The organism is Marivita sp., assembly GCF_020055635.1.
GTDB lineage: Bacteria > Pseudomonadota > Alphaproteobacteria > Rhodobacterales > Rhodobacteraceae > Marivita.
Window position 1 is genome coordinate 117,687 of the sequence record NZ_JAIPUT010000002.1, and the last position, 21,768, is coordinate 139,454.

The 21,768-nt window shown below is 63.8% G+C and carries 24 protein-coding genes; 6 read left to right on the forward strand and 18 right to left on the reverse strand.

Annotation, left to right across the window (positions count from 1 at the left end; translation table 11 throughout):
* Positions 1–54: 54 nt before the first annotated feature.
* The 4 genes from LCF60_RS01825 to LCF60_RS01840 all read right to left on the reverse strand — a co-directional run bounded on the left by LCF60_RS01825 (position 55) and on the right by LCF60_RS01840 (position 4,964).
* The gene (locus LCF60_RS01825; protein WP_292289304.1) at positions 55–1,686 is read right to left on the reverse strand and encodes an alpha-D-glucose phosphate-specific phosphoglucomutase; all 1,632 of its coding nucleotides are present in this window, start codon (positions 1,684–1,686) and stop codon (positions 55–57) included.
* A gap of 136 nt (positions 1,687–1,822) precedes the next feature.
* Positions 1,823–2,533, reverse strand: coding sequence for a GNAT family protein (locus tag LCF60_RS01830; protein WP_292289305.1), 711 nt, complete (start codon positions 2,531–2,533; stop codon positions 1,823–1,825).
* A complete protein-coding gene (locus tag LCF60_RS01835; RefSeq protein ID WP_292289306.1) occupies positions 2,530–3,918 on the reverse strand; it encodes an aminotransferase class III-fold pyridoxal phosphate-dependent enzyme in 1,389 nt (462 codons plus the stop codon). The genes LCF60_RS01830 and LCF60_RS01835 overlap by 4 nt, the downstream gene beginning before the upstream one ends.
* A 185-nt stretch (positions 3,919–4,103) precedes the next feature.
* Positions 4,104–4,964 (reverse strand): zinc-ribbon domain-containing protein, encoded by an 861-nt coding sequence (locus LCF60_RS01840; protein ID WP_292289307.1) that lies wholly within the window; start codon positions 4,962–4,964, stop codon positions 4,104–4,106.
* A 184-nt stretch (positions 4,965–5,148) separates the two neighbouring features.
* Between LCF60_RS01840 and LCF60_RS01845 the strand changes: the two genes are divergently transcribed.
* From LCF60_RS01845 to LCF60_RS01860, 4 genes are read left to right on the forward strand one after another with little or no spacing between them, the layout of a single operon-like run.
* Positions 5,149–5,832, forward strand: a complete 684-nt coding sequence (locus LCF60_RS01845; protein ID WP_292289386.1) for an ATP-binding cassette domain-containing protein — start codon at positions 5,149–5,151, stop codon at positions 5,830–5,832.
* Between the two features lie 26 nt (positions 5,833–5,858).
* Entirely contained in the window at positions 5,859–6,734 is an 876-nt protein-coding gene (locus tag LCF60_RS01850; RefSeq protein ID WP_292289387.1) for an FtsX-like permease family protein, read from the forward strand.
* Positions 6,734–7,468: a lysophospholipid acyltransferase family protein gene (locus LCF60_RS01855; RefSeq protein WP_292289308.1), complete on the forward strand. Its 735-nt coding sequence runs from the start codon at positions 6,734–6,736 to the stop codon at positions 7,466–7,468. The genes LCF60_RS01850 and LCF60_RS01855 overlap by 1 nt, the downstream gene beginning before the upstream one ends.
* Complete coding sequence (locus LCF60_RS01860) at positions 7,455–8,060, forward strand: MSMEG_1061 family FMN-dependent PPOX-type flavoprotein (protein WP_292289309.1); 606 nt, start codon at positions 7,455–7,457, stop codon at positions 8,058–8,060. Before LCF60_RS01855 ends, LCF60_RS01860 begins: the two co-directional genes overlap by 14 nt.
* A 408-nt stretch (positions 8,061–8,468) precedes the next feature.
* Here the strand turns inward: LCF60_RS01860 and LCF60_RS01865 are convergent, their stop codons facing one another.
* The 12 genes from LCF60_RS01865 to LCF60_RS01920 form a co-directional block, all read right to left on the reverse strand.
* Entirely contained in the window at positions 8,469–9,638 is a 1,170-nt protein-coding gene (locus LCF60_RS01865; protein ID WP_292289310.1) for a type III PLP-dependent enzyme, read from the reverse strand.
* 206 nt (positions 9,639–9,844) lie between these two features.
* The gene (locus LCF60_RS01870; RefSeq protein ID WP_292289311.1) at positions 9,845–10,051 is read right to left on the reverse strand and encodes a hypothetical protein; all 207 of its coding nucleotides are present in this window, start codon (positions 10,049–10,051) and stop codon (positions 9,845–9,847) included.
* A gap of 145 nt (positions 10,052–10,196) precedes the next feature.
* Positions 10,197–10,976, reverse strand: a complete 780-nt coding sequence (locus tag LCF60_RS01875; protein ID WP_292289312.1) for a succinate dehydrogenase iron-sulfur subunit — start codon at positions 10,974–10,976, stop codon at positions 10,197–10,199.
* Positions 10,977–10,986: 10 nt separating this feature from the next.
* The gene (locus LCF60_RS01880) at positions 10,987–11,295 is read right to left on the reverse strand and encodes a hypothetical protein (RefSeq protein ID WP_292289313.1); all 309 of its coding nucleotides are present in this window, start codon (positions 11,293–11,295) and stop codon (positions 10,987–10,989) included.
* On the reverse strand, positions 11,295–13,100 hold the full coding sequence (gene sdhA / locus LCF60_RS01885; protein ID WP_292289314.1) for a succinate dehydrogenase flavoprotein subunit: 1,806 nt from the start codon (positions 13,098–13,100) through the stop codon (positions 11,295–11,297). The genes LCF60_RS01880 and sdhA overlap by 1 nt, the downstream gene beginning before the upstream one ends.
* Before the next feature lie 21 nt (positions 13,101–13,121).
* Positions 13,122–13,493 (reverse strand): succinate dehydrogenase, hydrophobic membrane anchor protein, encoded by a 372-nt coding sequence (sdhD, locus tag LCF60_RS01890; RefSeq protein ID WP_292289315.1) that lies wholly within the window; start codon positions 13,491–13,493, stop codon positions 13,122–13,124.
* Positions 13,494–13,503: 10 nt separating this feature from the next.
* Complete coding sequence (gene sdhC, locus LCF60_RS01895; protein WP_292289316.1) at positions 13,504–13,890, reverse strand: succinate dehydrogenase, cytochrome b556 subunit; 387 nt, start codon at positions 13,888–13,890, stop codon at positions 13,504–13,506.
* Between the two features lie 230 nt (positions 13,891–14,120).
* Positions 14,121–14,531 carry a hypothetical protein gene (locus tag LCF60_RS01900; protein ID WP_292289317.1) on the reverse strand — a complete coding sequence of 137 codons (411 nt, stop codon included), beginning with the start codon at positions 14,529–14,531 and terminating at the stop codon, positions 14,121–14,123.
* 77 nt (positions 14,532–14,608) lie between these two features.
* Entirely contained in the window at positions 14,609–15,640 is a 1,032-nt protein-coding gene (locus LCF60_RS01905) for a MaoC family dehydratase (RefSeq protein ID WP_292289388.1), read from the reverse strand.
* A gap of 40 nt (positions 15,641–15,680) precedes the next feature.
* Positions 15,681–15,884, reverse strand: a complete 204-nt coding sequence (locus tag LCF60_RS01910) for a DUF1737 domain-containing protein (protein ID WP_292289318.1) — start codon at positions 15,882–15,884, stop codon at positions 15,681–15,683.
* 3 nt (positions 15,885–15,887) lie between these two features.
* Positions 15,888–16,436 carry an NnrU family protein gene (locus tag LCF60_RS01915; RefSeq protein ID WP_292289319.1) on the reverse strand — a complete coding sequence of 183 codons (549 nt, stop codon included), beginning with the start codon at positions 16,434–16,436 and terminating at the stop codon, positions 15,888–15,890.
* Positions 16,437–16,441: 5 nt separating this feature from the next.
* Positions 16,442–17,299 carry a CoA ester lyase gene (locus LCF60_RS01920; protein ID WP_292289320.1) on the reverse strand — a complete coding sequence of 286 codons (858 nt, stop codon included), beginning with the start codon at positions 17,297–17,299 and terminating at the stop codon, positions 16,442–16,444.
* 189 nt (positions 17,300–17,488) lie between these two features.
* On the opposite strand from LCF60_RS01920, the gene LCF60_RS01925 reads away from it, so the two are divergent.
* Positions 17,489–17,803: a hypothetical protein gene (locus LCF60_RS01925; protein ID WP_292289321.1), complete on the forward strand. Its 315-nt coding sequence runs from the start codon at positions 17,489–17,491 to the stop codon at positions 17,801–17,803.
* On the opposite strand, the gene LCF60_RS01930 is transcribed toward LCF60_RS01925, so the two are convergent.
* Positions 17,800–18,555, reverse strand: a complete 756-nt coding sequence (locus LCF60_RS01930) for a sulfite exporter TauE/SafE family protein (protein WP_292289322.1) — start codon at positions 18,553–18,555, stop codon at positions 17,800–17,802. The genes LCF60_RS01925 and LCF60_RS01930 overlap by 4 nt on opposite strands.
* Positions 18,556–18,702: 147 nt before the next feature.
* Here LCF60_RS01930 and mdh point away from each other — a divergent pair, with 147 nt between their 5' ends.
* Positions 18,703–19,665, forward strand: a complete 963-nt coding sequence (gene mdh / locus LCF60_RS01935) for a malate dehydrogenase (protein ID WP_292289323.1) — start codon at positions 18,703–18,705, stop codon at positions 19,663–19,665.
* A gap of 76 nt (positions 19,666–19,741) precedes the next feature.
* On the opposite strand, the gene LCF60_RS01940 is transcribed toward mdh, so the two are convergent.
* Positions 19,742–21,562, reverse strand: a complete 1,821-nt coding sequence (locus LCF60_RS01940; protein ID WP_292289324.1) for a hypothetical protein — start codon at positions 21,560–21,562, stop codon at positions 19,742–19,744.
* Between the last annotated feature and the right edge of the window lie 206 nt (positions 21,563–21,768).

A 21,768-nucleotide genomic window follows, 5' to 3' on the forward strand; every position in this document is an offset into this window, starting at 1 on the left:
CTCAAGCGCGTTCGAACGCGCTTGGACCAAGCCATTTCGAAATGGCTTGCCCGCTCAGGTCATCACGTCCGGCTCTGTGCGTCCGGTCCGCTCGGCCAATCCGCTGATGGCCGCGGTGGCCTGCGCAATCTCCCGCAGCGCCTCCTGGGTCTCGATGTTCAGATCGCCTCCCGGCGCCTCGTACCGCTCCAGGTACACCCGCAGCGTCGCGCCCTCGGTGCCGGTGCCCGACAACCGCAACACCGCCCTGCCGCCACCTTCGAAATTGATCCGAAGCCCCTGGTTGTGGCTCACCGATCCATCGACCGGATCGTGATAGGAGAACGAATCCGACCCGATCACGGTGCAACCCCCAAAGCTCTGCCCGGCCAGGTCGTCCAGTTTCGCGGTCAGGTCCGCCATCAGGTCATTGGCCGCCGCAGCATCCACCGCCTCGTAATCATGGCGCGAGTAATAGTTGCGTCCGTAGGTCCGCCAATGGTCCTGAAGGATGTCCCTCACCGACATCTTGCGCACCGCAAGGATGTTGAGCCACAAGAGCACCGCCCAGAGCCCGTCCTTTTCGCGCACGTGGTCGCTTCCGGTGCCGGCGCTTTCCTCGCCGCAAAGCGTCACGCGCCCCGCGTCCAGCAGGTTGCCGAAGAACTTCCAGCCCGTCGGGGTCTCGAAACATTCCACCGCCAGCGCCTCGGCCACCCGGTCGCAGGCGGCGCTTGTCGGCATGGAGCGCGCAACCCCCGCGATGCCGCGCGCGTAGCCCGGCGCGAGATGTGCGTTGGCGGCCAACACCGCAAGCGAGTCCGACGGTGTGACGTAGATACCGCGCCCAAGGATCATGTTGCGGTCGCCGTCGCCATCCGAGGCGGCCGCGAAATCCGGCGCGTCGTCGGACATCACCAGGTCGACCAGCGGCTTGGCCCAGATCGGGTTCGGATCGGGATGGCCCTTGCCGAAATCTACCGAGGGCACTCCGTTCAGGACCGTGCCCGCAGGCGCGCCAAGCGTGTCTTCGAGGATCGCGGTGGCATAGGGGCCCGTCACCGCATGCATCGCATCGAACTTCATGGTGAAACCGCTGGCAAACAAAGCGCGCAGGGCGTCGAAATTGAACAGCTCTTCCATCAGCGCGGCGTAATCCGTGACCGGGTCCACCACCGCGACACGCATGTCGCCCAGCGTGGTCTGACCGATCCGGTCAAGGTCGATATCGGGCGCGTCCAGCGTCTTGTAGCTGTCGATCGTCTTGGTCTGCTCGAAAATGGCGTTGGTGATGGTCTCGGGGGCCGGCCCACCATTGGCGCTGTTGAACTTCAGGCCGAAATCCGCGTCGATGCCGCCGGGATTGTGGCTGGCCGACAGGATCAGCCCGCCATCCGCGCCGCGCTGCCGGATCAGGTTCGACGCGGCAGGGGTGGACAGAAGCCCCCCCTGGCCGACAATTGCCAGGGCCGCGCCATTGGCGGCCGCCATGCGCAGGATGGTCTGGATCGCCTCGGCGTTGAAGTAGCGCCCGTCGCCGCCGATCACCAGCGTCTTGCCTTCGGCCCCGCCGATGGCGTTGAAGATCGACTGCACGAAACATTCGACGTAGCCTGGCTGCATGAAGATGCGGGTTTTCTTGCGCAGGCCGGATGTGCCGGGTTTCTGTCCGTCGAACGGGGTGCAGCGTTGGGTCAGGATCGTCATGCGGGTACCTCTTTGAACTGGCGACACAAGTGTAACGCGGTAATGGCAGGATGCACCTCGAATGCATCCGGCGCATGTAAGCCGGGGCAATTTTACGACAATTCGACCAAAGGTCGATCAGTTCGACCCGCGCCGCTCAGATCTCGGTCAGCGCGGTGCGCTGTTGCCCGGCGGCATCGAAATTCGCCGGATCGAGCCAGCGCCTGAACCGGGCCTTCAGACCGGGCCATTCGCTGTCGAGGATCGAGAACCACGCCGTGTCACGGTTGCGACCCTTGTAATGCGTGGCCTGCCGGAACGTTCCCTCATAGGTGAAGCCCAGCCGCGCGGCGGCGCGTCGCGACGGCGCGTTCAGCGCGTCGCATTTCCATTCGTAGCGGCGATAGCCCAGCTCATCGAAGGCACGCGCCATCAGCAGAAACTGAAATTCGGTCGCCGCCCGGGTGCGTTGCAGCGCAGGCGACAGGTTGACCCAGCCCACCTCGAGGGTTGCGGCCATGGGGTCGACGCGCATCAGGCCGGCATGGCCCACCGCCGTGCCATCGACGAGGATCGCATGGTGCTTCGGATCGGTCGACCGCGCTGCCTGGTCAACCCAGTCGCGGTAGATGTCGCGATCGGTGAACGGCCCGACCGACAGATAGGTCCAGCCGCGCCCGTCCACATCCGCCGCGAACGCCTCGAAAAGGTCATCCGCATGGTTCCGGGCAAGCGGGGCCAGCCGGCAATAGCGCCCCTCGATCTCTGTGTCGGGGGGCGGCGGACGCGGGATGTCCAACGTGACCGGCAGCCCGACGGGTTGGCCCAGCGCGTTGTCGCGCTGGCCCGTGATCAGGGGGTCACTCACGCAAATTCGCGGCCCAGTGCCTCGTCGACCGACGCGATGATCTGGTCGATGTCGTCCTTGGTGGCGATCAGCGCGGGGCTGAAGCAGAGCGTGTTGTTGTAGCCCGGCACGGACCGGTTGGTCGCGCCGATGATGATGCCTTGGCCCATGCAGTCGGCCACCACCTTCTGCACCCGCTTTTCCGCCATCGGCTTGCGGGTCTCGCGGTCCTCGACCAGTTCGGCGCCCAGGAAGAGCCCCTTGCCGCGCACATCGCCGATCACGGCATGCCTGTCGGCAAGTGCATGAAGCTGATCCAGCATGTAATGCCCCATCGCGGTGGTGTTTTCGAGCAGGTCTTCGTCTTCGATGATCCGCATGTTCTCGAGCGCCGCCGCGGGGCCGGCGGTGCAGCCGCCGAAGGTCGAGATGTCGCGGAAATAGTTCATCGGATCGTCGGCATCGTCCTTGAACATGGAAAACACCTCTTCCGTCGTCACCATGCAGGCAATCGCGGCATAGCCCGAGGCCACGCCCTTGGCCATCGTCACCATGTCCGGCTGCACGCCGTAATGCTGGTAGCCGAACCATGTGCCGGTGCGCCCGACGCCGCAGACCACCTCGTCGATATGCAGCAGGATATCGTACTTGCGGCAGATCTCCTGCACGCGCTCCCAGTATCCCTGCGGCGGGGCGATCACGCCTCCGCCCGCGGTCACCGGCTCGAGGCACAGCGCGCCCACGGTGTCCGGGCCTTCGCGCAGGATCACCTGTTCGATCTGATCGGCGGCCCATTCGCCGTAATTCTCGGATGGGGCACCCTGATCGGCGGCGCGGTATTCAAGGCAATGCGGCACACGCACGAAACCGGGTGTGAACGGCCCGTACTGGGCGTTGCGTTCGTCCTGACCGCCCGCCGACAGGTTGGCGATGGTGGTGCCGTGGTAATCGCGGTCGCGGTAGAGGATCTTGTGCTTGGTGCCGCCATAGCGCTTGTGGGCGATCTGGCGGACCATCTTGAACGCCTTCTCGTTCGCCTCGGACCCCGAGTTGGTATAATAGACGCGGCTCATGCCCGGCATCTTGGAAATCAGCTTTTCCGAAAACAGCGCACCGGGGATCGACCCGGCAGAGCCTGCGAAATAGTTCAGTTTCAGCAACTGGTCATAGACCGCCTTGGCGATGCTTTCGCGACCGTAGCCGACATTCACCGTCCAGACACCGCCGGACACGGCATCCAGATGCTCCTTGCCCTTCTGGTCCCAGACCCGCATGCCCTTGCCTTCGACGATGATCCTGGGATCATTGGTCTCGAACGGCTTGTGCTGGATCAGGTGGTGCCACACATGGGCGCGGTCGGCTTCGACCACATGGCTAAGATCGTTTTGGGACAATGTACCGTCCATGGTCGTCACCTCCGTTTGAGAATCATGAATGGCCTGACACGCGACGCGCTCCGGCACGGGCATCTTGATCAGATCATGCCACGCACGTTAGGGCCAGACCGGACCTGCGCGTAGGTCCACATCCGCCCTGACGTGAGGGTCGATCAAGCGTTACATACCACAGCCAAGCAGGAAGTGCAGGGGGGTCAGGACCCCTCCGTGACCGGCACCTCTGCCGGAGCGCCGCCGATCAGGCCCATCAGCGCGCCGATCTGCCCGTCCAGCCAGCCGCGAAGCTGGTCCACCAGCGCCACGTAGGTTTCGAGCGGGGCGGCGAGCTGCGGCAGGGTCTCGGCCAGTTGAGGCGCGAATATGTAAAGCGCGATGGCGATCGCAAAGATCATCAGGGTCAGGGTAAAGCCACGGCCAAAACCGCCTCTTTCGTCGTCGTCATCGTCGAGATCGGCCTGGACGGTGCGGACTTCCTGACGGGCGCTTGTCGCGCGCAGGGTCTGGTTGATCTCTTCCACGTCGGGCAGCATCTCGCCCCGCGACTGCGGACGGTCCGTAACCGCAGACGCGGCGGCGGCCGCTGATGCGGCCTGCGGGTCTTGCCCGCGCAGCTTGCGCATCCGCTCCTGTGCCTGGCGGGCGCGTCGGGCGGCCTCGTCCTCGGGTTCCTGCAAGCCAAGGTCGGGCTGTTCTTCCAGCGTTCCGGCGACGGATTCGCGCGCGCGGGTCTCCAGCTCGGCTTCCTCGCGCAGGATGTCCGCGACCGAGGGATCGAGCTCGCGCCGCTTGGGCGGGGCAGAGCGCGGTCTGCCGCCCGGAGCAGCCCCCTGGTTGATCGACGGCTGATCCTCGATGTCGCTTTCGACCTCGGGATGCCAGACGGCGTCTTTCGGGGCCGCGGCCTCGGCGGCCAGGGCTTCGGGGGTGGTGCTGGCGTCATGGTCCTGGAACCAGGTGTTGCCGCAATTGGAACACTGGACGTCCCGACCATCCTCGGGGATGACGTCATCGGGGACCTCGTATTGTGCCCCACAGCTCGGACATGTCAGCCGCATCTTGCCTGTTGCCCCTACCTGATCGGCCCTGCTTGTGCGGCCGACCTCGTTGCTTACCGTTCAAAAGCAAGCATAGGCGCGCCTTTCCGCTTGTAAATGCCCATAGTTACGCCTGCGCCGGATTGAAACCGGCACGATGCTCAGGCACAACAACGCGGGTAACAGGGGCAGGGACAAGACCGCCGTGATCGAGTTGGAAAACGTGGCCTACAGTTACGGCGGCGGTGAATTGCTGACGGACATGACCCTGAGCGTGGCGCCGGGATCGTTCCATTTTCTCACCGGTCCCTCGGGATCGGGCAAGACGACGTTTCTGAAACTCTGCTACGGCGCGCTTCAGGCGACAGCCGGCCATGTGCGCCTGTTCGAGCGCGATGTCCGGGGGCTGGGCCGCGACGATGTGGCGATCCTGCGTCGCAAGATCGGTGTGGTGCATCAGGATTGCCAGTTTCTCGATCACCTTCCGGTGACGGAAAACATCGCCCTGCCGCTGTCGGTGTCGGGGCAGGACACCAGCGGCGCGGGGGCGGAAGCCAACCTGAAAGAGCTTCTGGCCTGGGTCGGCCTGACCGCGCGTGGCGATGCCCTGCCGCCGGAACTGTCGGGCGGGGAACGCCAGCGCGCCGCCCTGGCCCGCGCGGTGATCATGTCGCCGGATGTGATCCTGGCCGACGAGCCCACCGGCAACATCGATTGGGAGATGTCGCAGCGCCTGCTGACACTGCTGGTCGAGTTGAACCGCATGGGCAAGACCATCCTTGTCGCAACGCATGACCTTGGCCTCATCCGCGCGGCCAAGGCCCAGGTGCCGACCCGCGTTCTGCGAATTTCGAACCGGCGGCTGCAAATGGCGGGGGCAGACCTGTGAGCCTTGACCTGCGCGCCGCAGCCAAGATGCTGCAATTCGACGAAAAGGCCGACCGCGTGGTGCCCCCCACCGGGTTTACCGCGCGGCTCACGGTGTTCAGTTCCTTCGCGATGGCGTTCCTCGCGGTGTTCGCGCTGGCCTTGTCGCTGGCCGCAGGGCGGGTGGCCGAGCGCTGGGGCGACGAGCTGGCGCAATCCTCGACGCTGCGCATCTCGGCCCCGGCGGGCGAAGGGGTCACCCAGACCGAAGCCGCGCTGCGAGTCCTGCGCACAACGCCCGGCATCGTGGACGCGCGCGCCCTGACCATCGACGAGCAGCGCGCGCTGCTGACGCCCTGGTTCGGTGCGGATATCCCGATCGAGGACCTGCCCTTGCCGCAACTGATCGACATCACCGAAACCGACGAGGGCTATGACGCGGCGGGTCTGCGTCTGCGCTTGGCGGCCGAGGCCCCGGCGGCGGTTCTTGACGATCACGCCCGCTGGCGGCGTCCGCTGATCGAGGCGGCGTCGCGGCTCAGGATCCTGGGATGGGCATCGATCCTGCTCATCGCCACCGCGAGCGCCGCGATGGTCACGCTGGCCGCCAATGCCGCGCTGGCCGCGAATGCGCAGGTGATCGCGGTGCTGCGGCTGGTCGGGGCCAAGGACACCTATATCGCCCGCGCCTTTGTCCGGCGTTTCGCGCTGCGGTCGCTGACCGGCGCGGCGTTCGGCACCCTTGTCGGGATCGTCGCGCTTGTCCTGATCCCGTCGCGCGGCGACAGCGCCGGGTTCCTGACCGATCTGAGCATCCAGGGCTGGGGCTGGGTCTGGGTGATCCTCATCCCGCCCCTGTCCGGTCTTGTCGCATTCATCGCCACCCGTTTCGCGGCGCGGCGGGTTCTCGAGGAGTTGGCCTGATGGCATATGCAATCCAGTGGCTGCGCTCGCTGATCTTCATCGTCGCGGTCTACCTGTCGATCGCGGTCGTCGGGCTGGCCCTGTTTCCCTGGGCGCTGGTGTCGCGCAGGGGCGCGCGGGCCGGGTGCCAGAGCGTGTGCCATTTCGTGCGCTGGGCGGCGCCGTGGATGATCGGCCTCAAGACCGAGATCCGGGGCACGGCGCCGGATTACGAATGTGTCGTCGCCGCCAAGCATCAGAGCTTCCTCGATGTCTTCCTGGTGTTCTCGGCGCTGCCCGCGGGCAAGTTCATCATGAAACGCATCCTGATGTATTCGCCCGTGGTCGGCCAGTACGGGCTGCGCATCGGCTGTATCCCGGTGGACCGGGGCAAGCGCGGCGCGGCGATCAAGCAGATGATCGAGGCGGTCCGGCGCGGCGAGGCCACACCCGGCCAGCTCATCATCTATCCGCAGGGCACCCGCATCGCGCCGGGCGTCAAGGCGCCTTACAAGATCGGCACGGCGGTGCTTTACGAACAGCTGGGCCAGCCCTGCGTGCCGGTGGCCACCAATGTCGGCCTGTTCTGGCCCAAGCGCGGCATCTACCGCAAGCAGGGCACGGCGGTGGTGGAGTTTCTTGAACCGATCGCGCCCGGGCTGCCGCGCAACGAGTTCCTGCCGCTGCTCGAATCCCGGATCGAATCCGCATCCAATCGCCTGAACGAGGAGGCCGGCTTTCATGCGCCGCATTGAAACGATTGACGATCTCGAAGCGCTCTATGGCGAGCCAGTGCCCGCGTCACTCAGCAAGGTGGCCGATCACCTGACGTCCAGCTATCGCCGCTGGATCGAGGCGGCGCGGTTCTGCGTGATCTCGACGGCGGGGCCGAACGGCACACATGGCACGCCGCGCGGCGACATCGACCCGGTGGTCCGCGTGGCCGATCCGCGCACGATCCTGCTGCCGGACTGGCAGGGCAACAATCGTCTCGACGGGCTGCGCGACCTGATCGACGATCCGCGCATCGCCTTCCTGTTCATGATTCCCGGCTCAAAGACCACGGTGCGGGTGAATGGCCGGGCCTGGATCACCGACGATGCAGATCTGCGGGCGACGTTCCGGAAAAAGTCCATGCTGCCCGCGACCGTGGTCGTGACCGAGGTGGCCGAGGTCTATACCCAATGCGCCAAGGCGCTGATGCGGTCGGGGCTGTGGGATGGCGATCCGGCGCCCGAAGGTCTGCCCACCGTGGGCGAGATCCTGGCCGACATGACGGATGGTGCGCTGGGGGGACCGGAATATGACACGGGCTACGAGGCGCGGGCGATCCCGAAACTCTGGTAGACCTGCGGACGGTCGGTTTCGGAAACCTTAACCGCTGGTGCGCAGGGTGCCTTCACGTTGCGCAACGAGCGGAGAGGGTCACTCCCACACCGCGACCCATGACGTTTCTCTTTCCAAGGTGGTTCGCCACCGACCCTGAGAAACCGGTTTCACAAGGCCCCGCAGGGGGTACAGGTCCGGGGGACACCACCCCGCATACGGGAAGAGATGTCAGCCCAAGGGGCGGCGCCGCTTCGATCACCGACCAGACAGGATGCCCGGACCGGGCTTCCCGCACCGCCGGACACCGTCCGGTGGGCACACGGACGTGCGGTCTCTTGCATGAATTGCCAGAGGCGCAGGCCGGACAAACATGCCCGACCCACGAGTCCCGCCGCGCACCTCCCCGATTGCGGCGGGCAGCGACCTTCAGATCGCGATCACGTCCAGCGGCGGGAAACCGTTGAACCCGACCGACGCATAGGTCGAGGTATAGGCCCCGCAGTTGCGGATCACGATACGGTCGCCCGATTGCAGGCCCAGCGGCAATTGCACCGGCTGCTTTTCATACAGCACATCCGCGCTATCGCAGGACGGCCCGGCGAGGATGCACGCGCCGGTCGGCTCGTGATCGCGGTCGGTGAGGAACTGGTAGCGGATCGCCTCGTCCATGGTTTCCGCGAGACCCGAGAACTTGCCGATATCCAGGTACACCCAGCGGTGCAGGTCGCTGTCCGACTTGCGCGACACAAGCAGCACTTCGGCGGCGATGGCACCGCACTCGGCCACCAGACCGCGGCCCGGCTCTGCCATGATCTCGGGGATGTCGCCGAACCGGTCGTGGATCTGGCGCATGACCGCACCCGCGTAGTTCTGCGGCGCGTCCAGTTCCTGACCGTAGAAGGCCGGGAAACCACCCCCGATGTTGAGCAGCGTCAGGTCGAACCCTTGCGCCTTCAACCCGTGCCACACCTCGGCCACCTGGTCGAGCGTCTCACCCCACATGCCGGCTTCGCGGGTCTGCGATCCGACATGGAAGGACAGGCCAACCGGCTTCAGGCCAAGTTCGATCGCCAGTTCGAAGAGCGCGGGCGTCTTTTCCAGAGCGCAGCCGAACTTGCGCGACAGCGGCCAGTCGGCCTGAAGCGATCCGACGATCAGGCGGATATAGACCTGCGCGCCCGGTGCGTGCCGGGCCAGCTTGTGCAGCTCTTCCTCGGAATCGGCGGCGAAATGGGTGATGCCCTTGTCATGCGCCCAGGCAATGTCCGAGGCCCGCTTGATGGTGTTGCCGAAGGAAATGCGCGACACGTCTGCACCGGCGGCCAGGCACATCTCGATCTCGACCCGCGAGGCGGCATCGAAATTGCTGCCCATCGCGACCAGCGTTTGAAGGATTTCCGCCGCCGGGTTCGCCTTGACGGCATAGTGGATGCGGGCACGACCCAGCCCCTGGGCCAGGGCCGCGTATTGACGCGCCACGGCCTGCGTGTCGATGACAAGCGTCGGACGCTCGAAACGGGTGTTGAGGATATATGCCTCTGCACGGGATACAGATGCGTCTTCGCGGGCGGCAAGCCCGGTCACGTATGCGTTCATTGGTCATCTCCAATAGACCCGGCCATTCCGGTTTCCCGGCACAGACCGCTCAGTTCTTTCAGAGACGTTACCGTCGCTACGTAACCGCGTGGGTGCATCGCTTGCGCTGAGCTTGCCCACCTCGACAGAGGCGCGTGCGTTGGCGTCACTAATCGCGCATATGGAGTCGAAAGTGAGTCGGTGCAATAGATAATCTTGCGCGCGTTTCAATTTTTTCCGGAACGATCGGTTTCCTGCTTCAGACAGACCGTCGGGCTTTTCTCCGACGCCATTTCGGCCCCGCAGAACGCACAACGCCACGCCCCCGGCGCCACGCGCCGCCAGCGGCATTCGCGGGTGAGCGTCGTCGTCTTGTGCTGCCAGTAGAGATAGGCCAGCACGCCGATCAGGAGGAGGATGAGGAAGATGGGCATGGCAGGGATGTAATGTTCAAGATTGGCATTTCGCAACCGCCCGGGCGGAAACCCGAATGAAAAAGGCGCGCATCTCTGCGCGCCTTGTCGATGATCGGCGTCTTGCCGGGCGACAAATTCCTTGGCACCCGGGACGCTCTTCGGCCTACACGTGCCGTTCGACCATCATCTTCTTGATCTCGGCAATCGCCTTGGCCGGGTTCAGGCCCTTGGGGCAGGTCTTGGCGCAGTTCATGATCGTGTGGCAGCGATAAAGCTTGAACGGATCTTCCAGATCATCCAGCCGCTGGCCGGTGGCCTCGTCGCGGCTGTCGATGATCCAGCGATAGGCATGCAAGAGCGCGGCCGGTCCCAGGAACCGGTCGCCGTTCCACCAGTAGGACGGGCAGGCGGCCGAGCAGGATGCGCACATCACGCATTCGTACAGACCGTCCAGTTTCTTGCGGTCCTCGATGGATTGTTTCCATTCCTTCGCCGGACGGTTCGTCTTGGTTTCCAGCCACGGCATGATCGACGCGTGCTGGGCGTAGAAATGCGTCAGGTCCGGGATCAGGTCCTTGACCACCGGCATGTGCGGCAGCGGGTAGATCTTCACGTCGCCCTGGATCTCGTCCAGACCGTAGATGCAGGCCAGCGTGTTGATGCCGTCGACATTCATCGCGCAGGACCCGCAGATGCCTTCGCGGCAGGACCGGCGGAAGGTCAGGGTCGGGTCGATCTCGTTCTTGATCTTGATGAGCGCGTCCAGAACCATCGGGCCGCATTTGTCCATGTCGACGAAATACGTGTCCACCCGCGGGTTTTCGCCATCATCCGGGCTCCAGCGATAGATGCTGAATTTCCGGACATTGGTGGCGCCCTCGGGCTTGGGCCAGGTCTTGCCCGTGCGGATGGTCGAATTCTTGGGGAGCGTCAGTTGAACCATGTCTCTCTCCTTAGCGAAGCAATGCTGGCAGGCCCTCGGCCGCCAGGCAAGTCAGTGTCTCGGGTTGCGAGACGATGTCCGTCACGATCTGCACCGTGCTTTCGGTCGGGCCGGCCACGCTGTCGAGCGCGAGCGCGCGGATCTGCACGGCGCTCGCGGTGTCGATCACGCAGTTCAGCGCCGGTTCGAGCGGCACGCCGGGGAACCGTTCGACCAGCACCGGCGTGATCGCCGAGCGCGCGGCGTCGCGGGCGATCTGGTCCTGTTGCTGGACCGTACACCCCGCGATGACCAGGCACGCTGCAAGCGCCAGGCGCATCAGAACGTCCGTTCCTTCGGCTTGATCTTCTCGACCGATATGCCGCCCTGGTCTTCCGTCGTCAGCGGATCCGTCACCACCGGGCGGTAGGTCAGATCGGTCTTGTTTCCGTCGACCCGCGCGATGGTGTGGACGCGCCACTTGTCGTCGTCGCGGGTGGTGAAATCCTCGTGTGCGTGGGCGCCACGGCTTTCCTTGCGCGCCTCGGCCCCGGCGATGGTCGCCAGCGCGTTGGGCATCAGGTTGGTCAGCTCGAGCGTTTCCATCAGGTCGCTGTTCCAGACCAGGCTGCGGTCGGTGACCGACAGGTCATCCATCTTGCCCGCAATCGCGATCATCTTGTCCAGACCTTCCTTCATCGTCTTGGAGGTGCGGAACACGGCGGCGTCGGCCTGCATCGTCTTCTGCATCTCGAGCCGCAGTTCGGCGGTCGGGATGGTGCCCTTGGCGTTGCGCAGCCCGTCGAAGCGGTCGAATGCCTTGTCCACCGACGCCGTGTTGGTTTCCGGCACCGCGCTTTCGGGATCGACAACCTTGCCCGCGCGGATCGCGGCGGCACGGCCGAAGACCACGAGGTCGATGAGCGAGTTCGACCCCAGACGGTTCGCGCCATGCACCGACGCACAGCCGGCTTCGCCCACGGCCATCAGGCCGGGAACAACCGCGTTCGGGTCTTTGTCCGTCGGGTTCAGCACCTCGCCCCAATAGTTCGTCGGGATACCACCCATGTTGTAATGCACGGTCGGCAGAACCGGGATCGGTTCCTTGGTGACATCGACACCGGCGAAAATCTTGGCGCTTTCCGAAATGCCCGGCAGGCGTTCGGCCAAGGCTTCTTTCGGCAGGTGCGACAGGTTCAGGTGGATGTGATCCCCTTCGTCGCCCACTCCACGGCCTTCGCGGATCTCCATGGTCATCGACCGGGACACGTAATCGCGGGGGGCCAGATCCTTGTAGTTGGGCGCATAGCGCTCCATGAAGCGTTCGCCTTCGGAGTTGGTGAGATATCCACCTTCGCCACGCGCGCCTTCGGTGATCAGGCAGCCCGAGCCGTAGATGCCGGTCGGGTGGAACTGCACGAACTCCATATCCTGAAGCGGCAGACCCGCGCGGGCCACCATGCCGCCGCCGTCGCCGGTGCAGGTATGCGCACTGGTCGCGCTGAAATAGGCGCGGCCATAGCCACCCGTGGCCAGCACCACCATCTTGGCGTTGAAGACATGCATCGTGCCATCGTCGAGCTTCCAGCAGATGACCCCGGTGCAGGCGCCATCGTCGGACATGATCAGATCGATGGCGAAATATTCGATGTAGAACTCGGCATTGTTCTTGAGCGACTGACCATAAAGCGTGTGCAGGATCGCGTGGCCGGTGCGGTCGGCGGCGGCACAGGTGCGCTGCACGGGCGGGCCTTCACCGAATTCGGTGGTGTGGCCGCCGAACGGACGCTGGTAGATCTTGCCTTCCTCGGTGCGCGAGAACGGCACGCCGTAATGCTCAAGCTCGTACACCGCCTTGGGCGCTTCGCGGGCGAGGTATTCCATCGCGTCCGTGTCGCCCAGCCAGTCCGAGCCCTTGACGGTGTCGTACATGTGCCACTGCCAATGGTCGGGGCCCATGTTCGACAGCGACGCCGCGATGCCGCCCTGTGCGGCCACGGTGTGCGACCGGGTCGGGAACACCTTGGTCACGCAGGCCGTGCGCAAGCCCTGTTCGGCCATGCCAAGCGTGGCGCGCAACCCTGCGCCACCCGCGCCGACGACCACGACGTCATATTCATGCGTCTCGTATTCGTATGCAGCCATAGTCTGTTTAGCTCCGATGTCTCAAAAGGCCATCTTGGCGATTGCAAACACGCCGACGGCGGCGGCGCCGTAGCTGATGCAGGTCATGCCAAGGATGAGGATTTTTTCCCAGATACCGTGGACGTAGTCTTCGACCATCACCTGGAAACCGTCATTGAAGTGTTTGAAGCCGACAATCAGGGTCAACACGGCGATGATCGCGGGGAAGGGGCGTGCGAAATAGGCCTGCACCTCTTCGAAGGATGACCCGAGGATGCCGCCGAAGGTGAAGACGAAGAACGGGATCAGGATCAGCAGCGCGACGGACGATTTCTTCATCGCCCAGAAATGCGCAGTTCCGGATTTTGCGGCGCCCGTGCCGATGGCGCGCTTGCGGTCAGTCAGATATGGCATGTTGCGCACCTCACCAGAGAACGACGACAGTAAAGACGGTCAGGACAGCGGAGCCGATGATCGCGATCCAGCCAAGCATCTCGGCCCTGTCGATCTCAAGCATCTTGGCGTTGTCCCAGATCAGGTGCCGAACACCGGCCAGCGTGTGATACCACAGCGCCCAGAGCGACAGGAACATGACGATATCGCCGAACCAGCTTGTCACGAAGCCATCGGCGACAGCGAAATACTCCGGCCCGGTCGAGGCGGCCAGAAGCCACCAGACGATCATCAAGGCCGCCACGATCATGGCGTTTCCAGTGATCCGCGTGAGGATCGACGAGATCGAGGTCAGCTGGGGGCGATAAACTTGCAAATGGGGTGAAAGGGGCCGATTGCCCCGGTTGACGTCAGCCATGGTCTGAGTCCTTTCCGCTTCCTGTCAGTCTTTTTATTGCTTTTGAAAGCTGTGTCACGCCGGTCGATCCCCCAAAGGCGCGGTTTTTTGGCGCAACACGGCAGAAAATCCGAAATTTGTGATCACACGTGCAAAAACTGTGATCACATGCCCGCATTCTGGAGAAATCCGCGATTTCATAAATGTTTACTGTTATCGCTACCGCCCGCGAGCGTGACACAAGAGCTGCCTCAGATGCGGAGGATCCAGGCGAGAAAGCCCAGGGTCACTGCCACAAGAAGCGCCAGCGACAGCCGCCACGGTGTCCTGACGTTTGTGTTCTGCTCGACGCGGCGCGGGAAGATCAGGCTTGGAACGCCCACCACGAGCGTCGCCAGCAGGATGACGACATGCGGCCAGGCCGCGCCACTGGCGGCCGGTCCCCAGATCAGCGCCAGAAGGCAGATCCCGAGCGCTGCCAGACTGCTCGCCCAGACGCGATAGAGGACCTCGACCACCCGTTGCGTGCCGTTCGTCACCGCGCCGTCCTGCGTGATGATGGCCTTGTGATAGTCCAAGGGGGCCGCCGACATGCCGTATTTCAAGGCGACCAGAAACATGCCCAAAGCCGCGATGGAATAGAGGCCAAGGCTTATCATCATGGTGCAGTCTCCTCTTCGATCGGGCCAGATTACAGACAACGATCTGCTTTCCAAACCCGAAAAAAGCGAGGGCGGGATTACAGTGGCATGAGGGCCCAGTAATCCAGATCCAGAAGCACATGCGGCAGGTACTTTCCGGTCTCGTCCTTGAGGTCGAACGACCCGCCCGCCGAGGTCGCCACCAGCCGCAAGCGCACCGCGCCGACACCGGGGGCGGAGGTTTCGGCCTTGTCCAGCACCTCGGACCAGGCGCGCAGGGTGGTGCCGCTGAAACAGGGGTTGGCATGGGCGCCCGCGTTCAGCCCGACGATCATCTGCGCATTGGCCAGCCCGTTGAAGGACAGCGCCCGCGCCATGCTGATGACATGCCCGCCATAGATCAGCCGCTGGCCGTCGGGGCGGAAGGTGGCGTCGAAATGCACCTTGGCGGTGTTCTGCCAGAGGCGCGTCGCCATCATGTGCTCGGCTTCCTCGATGGTCACGCCGTCCACGTGGTCGATCTTTTCGCCGATCTCGTAATCGCCCCAACGATGCGGTTCGCCCGCCAGTTCGAAATCGTACCCGGTGAAATCGAGGCCCCGCGGGATTGCCAGATCCTCGACCGACAGCACCGGCTTGAGGTCGGGCACGACGGTCTCGGGCGCGGCCGCATCGGCATCGCGTTTGCGCACCATCACCCAGCGGACATATTCCATCACCAGCTCGTCATGTTGGTTCAGCCCGCGCGTCCGCACCCAGACGACACCTGTCTTGCCGTTGGAGTTCTGCTTGAGTCCGATCACCTCGGATTCCGACCGCAACGTGTCGCCCGGCCAGACCGGCGTCACCCAGCGCCCCTCGGCATAGCCCAGGTTGGCGACCGCGTTCAGAGACACGTCCGGAACCGTCTTGCCGAAGATCACGTGAAACGCGATCATGTCATCCAGGGGGCTGAACGGCAGGCCGCAGTCCTGCGCGAACTGATCCGACGAATACAACGCGTGCCGTGCCGGGTAGAGCGCATGATAGAGCGCGCGCTCTCCCATCTTGACCGTGCGCGGCACCGCGTGGCGGATCACCTGCCCGATCGCATAGTCTTCGAAAAATCTGCCAGCACTGGTTTTGGTCATCGCCGCACCCTTGGTTCCGGTCGTGGTTCGTTCGAGTGTGTCACTGTTCGCCAAGTTTCATCTCCGGGCTGTAGGGGGTGTCGATTTCCTTCGTGACGGCCTGACCGCAGCGCATCACGCCGTTGGCCTGATCGAAGGCATAGGTCGGATCACCGTGAAGCTCCCACCCCTTGCTCAGGGCGAGCGATACCTTGTGGCAAAAGGCGGATGTGTCGTCTTCGGTCAGAAAGCGATAGATTTTCATGGCTTATCCCGGAAACGGCCAGACGCCGAGCCACGCGTGGATGGCGGAGATCACGACGAAGGAGACCAATGTGATCACCACGAGAAGAACATCCTTCTTCGCCTCACCCGGCTGCGGACGGTCCCACACAGGCTCGGCGCGGTTGATGATGATCACCTCCAGCACCGCCCAGGCCAGCAACCCGCCGAACAGGATGATCGACGCCAGATCGCCGTTGACCAACAAATGTGCCACCGCCCAGATCTTGACCGCGGTCAGTTGCGGATGCCGCATCTTGCCGCGCAGACGACCGGTCGTGGCACTCATGCCAAAGACGAAAAGCGCGATCAGCATCAGCAGGTTGTTGATATGCACCATGAAGCTGGGCGGATACCAGACGGGAATGAATTCGGCCCCGCGATAGCCCCAGATCATCAGGCCAAGGCTGATCACCAGCGCTACGGTGACAATCAGCTTGCCGGTGTCGCCCATCGCGGCGCGCTGCTCTGGCGCGACACGTTTGAAGATATGGGCCCCGACCCAGATCAGCAGTCCGACGATTAGAAGAGCCATCTGGCTTACCCCGCTTGGATGGTTTCGATTGCCTCTGCTTTTGCCAGTATTTCACGGGCCGTGGCAACGTGAAGGTTTTCGACGATCTTTCCATCGACCACGGCAACGCCCTGTCCGCCCGCTTCGGCCTCTTCAAAGGCAGCGATCTGGCGGCGGGCGAGGTCAATCTCCTCTGGGGCGGGCGCAAATGCGGTATTGGCGATATCCACCTGCGCCGGATGGATCAGCGTCTTGCCGTCAAAGCCCATGTCGCGGCCCTGCGTGCATTCGGCCCTCAGCCCCTCGTCATCCTTGAACGCGTTGTAGACGCCGTCCACGATCACCAGCCCTTCCGCCTTGGCCGCCAGCAGGCAGATCGACAGCGACGTGAGCAGCGGCAGGCGGTCCGCACGGAACCGGGTCTGCAATTCCTTGGCCAGATCATTGGTGCCCATCACCATGCCCGCCATCTTGGGATGCGCCGCGATCTCGGCCGCGTTCAGCATCCCGCGCGGGGTTTCCATCATCGCCCAGATCGGCAGGTCGCGTGTGATCTCGGCCAGCGCATCAAGCTGGGCGGCAGATTCGACCTTGGGCAACAGCACCGCGTCGCAATCCATCTGCGCCACCGCCTCTGCATCGGCCCGGCCCCAGTCGGTGTCCAGCCCGTTGATCCGCACGATCCGCACCCGCGGACCATAGCCTCCGGCAGCCAGAGCGGCCTTGAGGGTTTCCCGCGCGGCGGGCTTTTCCTCCACCGCGACCGCGTCTTCCAGATCGAAGATGATCGCATCAACAGGCAAGCCGCGCGCCTTTTCCAGCGCCCGGTCCTTTGAACCGGGGATGTAAAGAACCGAGCGATAGGGGCGGCTGCGCATGTCCATGGCGGTCTCCTGAGGTGTCGTGCGTAATATTGTTGCGTCAGAGAGCTACATTCTTTTGCAAAAACTGCAAGGCCCGATCTGCCGCAGTGCAGAAAAATCTGCTGCACCCGCATTCCGAACGCCGCGTTAACCAGATCACAACCGCTGCGCCCGACGCTCTGCCCATCACAGCTGAACAGGGGCAAGCCGATGAAACAGAATTTCTGGACCATGACGGTTCTCGCAACAGGCGCATTGATCGCGTCCTCGACACTGACACAGGCGCAACAGAACTGTGCGGCGCGCGATCTGGTGATCGAACGGTTGGCCAGCGCCTATGGCGAAACCCGACAATCCATCGGCCTTGCGCAGAACAACACCATGGTCGAGGTCTTCGCCTCCACCGACTCGGGCACATGGACGATCACAATCACCAATGCGGGCGGCCTGACCTGCCTCGTCGCCAGCGGCCAGGCGTTCGAGCTGCTGGCCGAAACCCTGCCGATCCCGGCCGAGGACGCCTAGGTCAGCGCATCCCAGATCAGCTTTGATCCCGTGACCATGAGCAACACGTAGGTCAGGCCGAAGAACACCCGTTCGGGCACGATATGATGCGCCCGAACGCCCAGATAGGTCCCCAGAACCGCAAAGGGCGCCAGCGCGAGGTTGAGGCTGAGGGTCTCGAGCGTGAAAAACCCCATCGCGGCATAAATCCCGGCCTTGAGCACGTTCATCGCCCAGAACACGATCACGGTCGTCGCCTGAAACGCGGTCTTGCTCAGCTTCCGACCCAGCAGATACACCGCCGCCACCGGCCCGCCCGCGTGGCTGACGAAACTGGTGAACCCCAGCGCGACGCCCGCCGACACGCCCGCGGTGGGGGACATCGGACGCTCTCCGATCTGGACCCAACCGGCGGCCTGAACCAGTTGCCAGACCACGAAGGCGACAGAGATCCCACCGATCAGCAGGCGGATCACGTCGTCATTCGCCCAGCCGAAGAACAGCGCGCCCATAAACGTGCCCGGCACGCCGCCCAAAAGCAGAAGACGGGTTTCCGGCCAGCTCCACTTTTTCCAATAGGCCGGCAGGCTGGCCACGTCGATCAGCATCAAGAGCGGCAACATGATCCCCAACGCAATCGCAGGTTCGACCACCAGTGCCAGAATCGACGCGCTGGCAAAGGCCGCGCCCGACCCGAACCCGCCCTTGGACACCCCCGCAAACAGCACCGCAGGCACGCCAATCGCAAAAACTGTCCAGCTCAGAACGTCCATTCCAGACCCACTTTCCTACGGGATATCATTGACATATCCGGCCCCGCCCCATTCCGCCAGCCGCGACGTGCGTCCTCGCCGCACTTGCGAAACCACCTCAGTCGGACTAGCACAGCGCAAATTCAAAACGGACCGGAGACAAATTCCATGGCCAGACCCAAGATTGCCCTGATCGGCGCGGGACAGATCGGTGGCACCCTTGCCCACCTCGTGGCACTCAAAGAACTGGGCGATGTCGTGCTTTTCGACATCGCCGAAGGCACCCCCGAGGGCAAGGCTCTCGACATTGCCGAATCCGGCCCGTCCGAAGGGTTCGACGCCAAGCTGAAGGGCACGCAGGATTACGCCGACATCGCCGGTGCGGATGTCTGCATCGTCACCGCCGGTGTGCCGCGCAAGCCGGGCATGAGCCGCGACGACCTGCTGGGCATCAACCTCAAGGTCATGAAATCGGTGGGCGAAGGCATCGCCGCCAACGCACCGGACGCGTTCGTGATCTGCATCACCAACCCGCTGGATGCGATGGTCTGGGCGCTTCAGAAATTCTCGGGCCTGCCGACCAACAAGGTCTGCGGGATGGCCGGTGTTCTGGACAGCGCCCGCTTCCGCCACTTCCTGTCGCTCGAATTCGACGTCTCGATGAAGGACGTCACTGCCTTCGTACTTGGCGGCCATGGCGACACGATGGTGCCGCTGACGCGCTATTCCACGGTTGCCGGTATCCCGCTGCCGGACCTGGTCAAGATGGGCTGGACCACGCAGGACAAGCTCGACGCGATCGTGCAGCGCACCCGTGACGGCGGCGCCGAAATCGTCGGCCTGCTCAAGACAGGGTCTGCCTTCTACGCGCCCGCGACATCGGCCATCGAAATGGCCGAGTCCTACCTCAAGGATCAGCGGCGCCTGCTGCCCTGCGCGGCCTATTGCGACGGTGAATTCGGCCTTGATGGTTTCTATGTCGGCGTGCCCACGATCATCGGCGCCGGTGGCATCGAGAAGGTCGTGGACATCAAGCTGTCGAAAGACGAGCAGGTGATGTTCGACAATTCGGTGAACGCCGTGAAGGGCCTTGTCGACGCGTGCAAGGGCATCGACGAAAGCCTCGCATAACCGCGCGTGTCGTGACGAAACGCAAAAAGCGCCCCAAGATGATCCTTGGGGCGCTTTTTTCGTGAGTGGGGCGGAATCAGGTTTCGTCTTCGTTCAGCAACTCGTCTTCGGACGTGTCTGTGTCCTGTTCGGAGTCGCTGTCGGTGTCGTTTTCATCGCCTTGCTGCGTGCCTGACCCGCTCTGCGATTGAGAGCCATCCGAGGCTTCGCCATTCTGGTTTGAGCCATCCGAGGCTGCACCACTCTGGTCGGAGCCATCCGAGGCTGCACCACTCTGGTCGGAGCCATCCGAGGCTGCACCACTCTGGTCGGAGCCGTCCGAGGCTGCGCCATTCTGGTCGGAGCCATCCGAGGCTTCGCCACTCTGGTCGGAGCCGTCCGAGGCTGCGCCACTCTGGTCGGAGCCACCCGAAGCTGCACCATTCTGGTCGGAACTGGCCGCGCCGTCATTCGTGTCAGCGCCCGTGGTGGCATTATTGTCGGTTCCGCCATTCTCCGCGCCAGTCTCCGTGCCGCTGCCATCCGACTGGGTCGTGTCCCCTTCGGATCCGGTTTCACCGGTCGCGGATGGGTCGCTCTGGTCTGCGCTATCGGACCCGGACTGGCCGGTCTGCGTGCCATTCTCCGTCGCGGCAGAGCCGGTCTGAGACGTGGTTCCCGATTGGGCGCTGGTCGAGCCGTCTTGCCGGGTCGATCCGCTGGCGCCGGTCTGACCGTCAGTCTGTGACGGGGTCGATGCCCCGGCGTCATCTGACGACTGGTTGTCCTGCGTCTGGCCCGAGTCTTCTGCAGGGCCGGAGCCCTGATCCGTTCCGGACTGGTTCGTGGGCGCGGCTTGCGAACCGGCATCGCCTTGGCCGGAGGTCTCCTGCCCGGATGTTCCAGCGGCGGTTCCTGTCGTCTGGCTGCCTTGCGCACCTTGCGTTTCCGCATTGCTGCCGCCGTCCTGTGTCTGGTCTTGCTGCTGGCCTTCGCTGCCAGTGGCTTCGCTGCCGGACGCTGCGGACTCAGCCTCACCCGAGCCTGCGTCGCCGCTTTCGGAATCGGAACTGACTTCGGCCAGGATGCCCTGTTCGATCTCGCGCAGGCGGGCGCTGCGGGTTTCGACCTGCTGGGTCAGATTGGTGAGGATCGACTGGATTTCCTCGCGCTGTTCGCGTGCGTTCTGCACGTCCTCGCGGAGCGACTGGCTCTGGGTCGACAGACGTTCGACGTTGGACTGCATTTCTTCGCGCTGGCTTTCCAGTTCGGCAGCCCGGCTTTCCATGTCCGTGAGTGACTGTTCGACTTCGGTTTGACGGTCGGTCAGCGACTGCATCTCGTCCTGTGACTGGGCGAGGCGGTCGGCGACTGTGGCGCTTTCCTCGTTCAGTTCGGAAAGGGTCTCGCGCAATTGCGCTTCGTTCTGGCGGGCCTCGTCCAGACGGGTCGACACCTCCTGAAGCTCTGCCGTGCGCGTGGAGATCTGCTCTTCAAGCTCGGCTGCGCGGGTCTCGAAGGTTTCGATCGTCTCCTGAAGGGGCGCGGCCTCGTCGCGCAGGTTCGACAACCGCGTTTCGGCATCCGAGACCTCGGTCTGGAGCGTATCGCGGCGCGATTGCGCGTCCGAGACTTCGGTTTCAAGCGTATCGACCTGGCTCTGGAGTTCGTCGCGCTGCCCGGTGAGTTCCTCCACTTCCGGCTCCAGCCCGCCGATCTCGGTGCGAAGCTCTTCGGCGGTTCCGGACAGTTCGCTCTGCTCTGTCAGAAGGGCCTGGGCCTCGGTGATCTCGCGGTTCAGGGATTGTTCCATGCGGGATTGCGAGACGCCGAAATAGACAGCGAGCAGAATCCCGATTGCGGCCACAAGGCCAAGGCCTAAAATCTTCTTGTCGGATGAGGTGTCATCAGACGCCATAGTCACACTCCGTGTTCTCGAAAATTTGATAAGGTTTCAGCTTGAACTGCAAACGCACCGACGCAGGATTCGTTCCCAAAACGCTGGGGTGACCGAGGATGGTCGCATCCATCGCCCTGCTGCATGGTGCGTTAAAAAGCGGCATCACCCAAGGAACGGTCTTCGTTGCAAAGCCGGTGCAGCGCAGCCCGAAGCGATGATTCCCT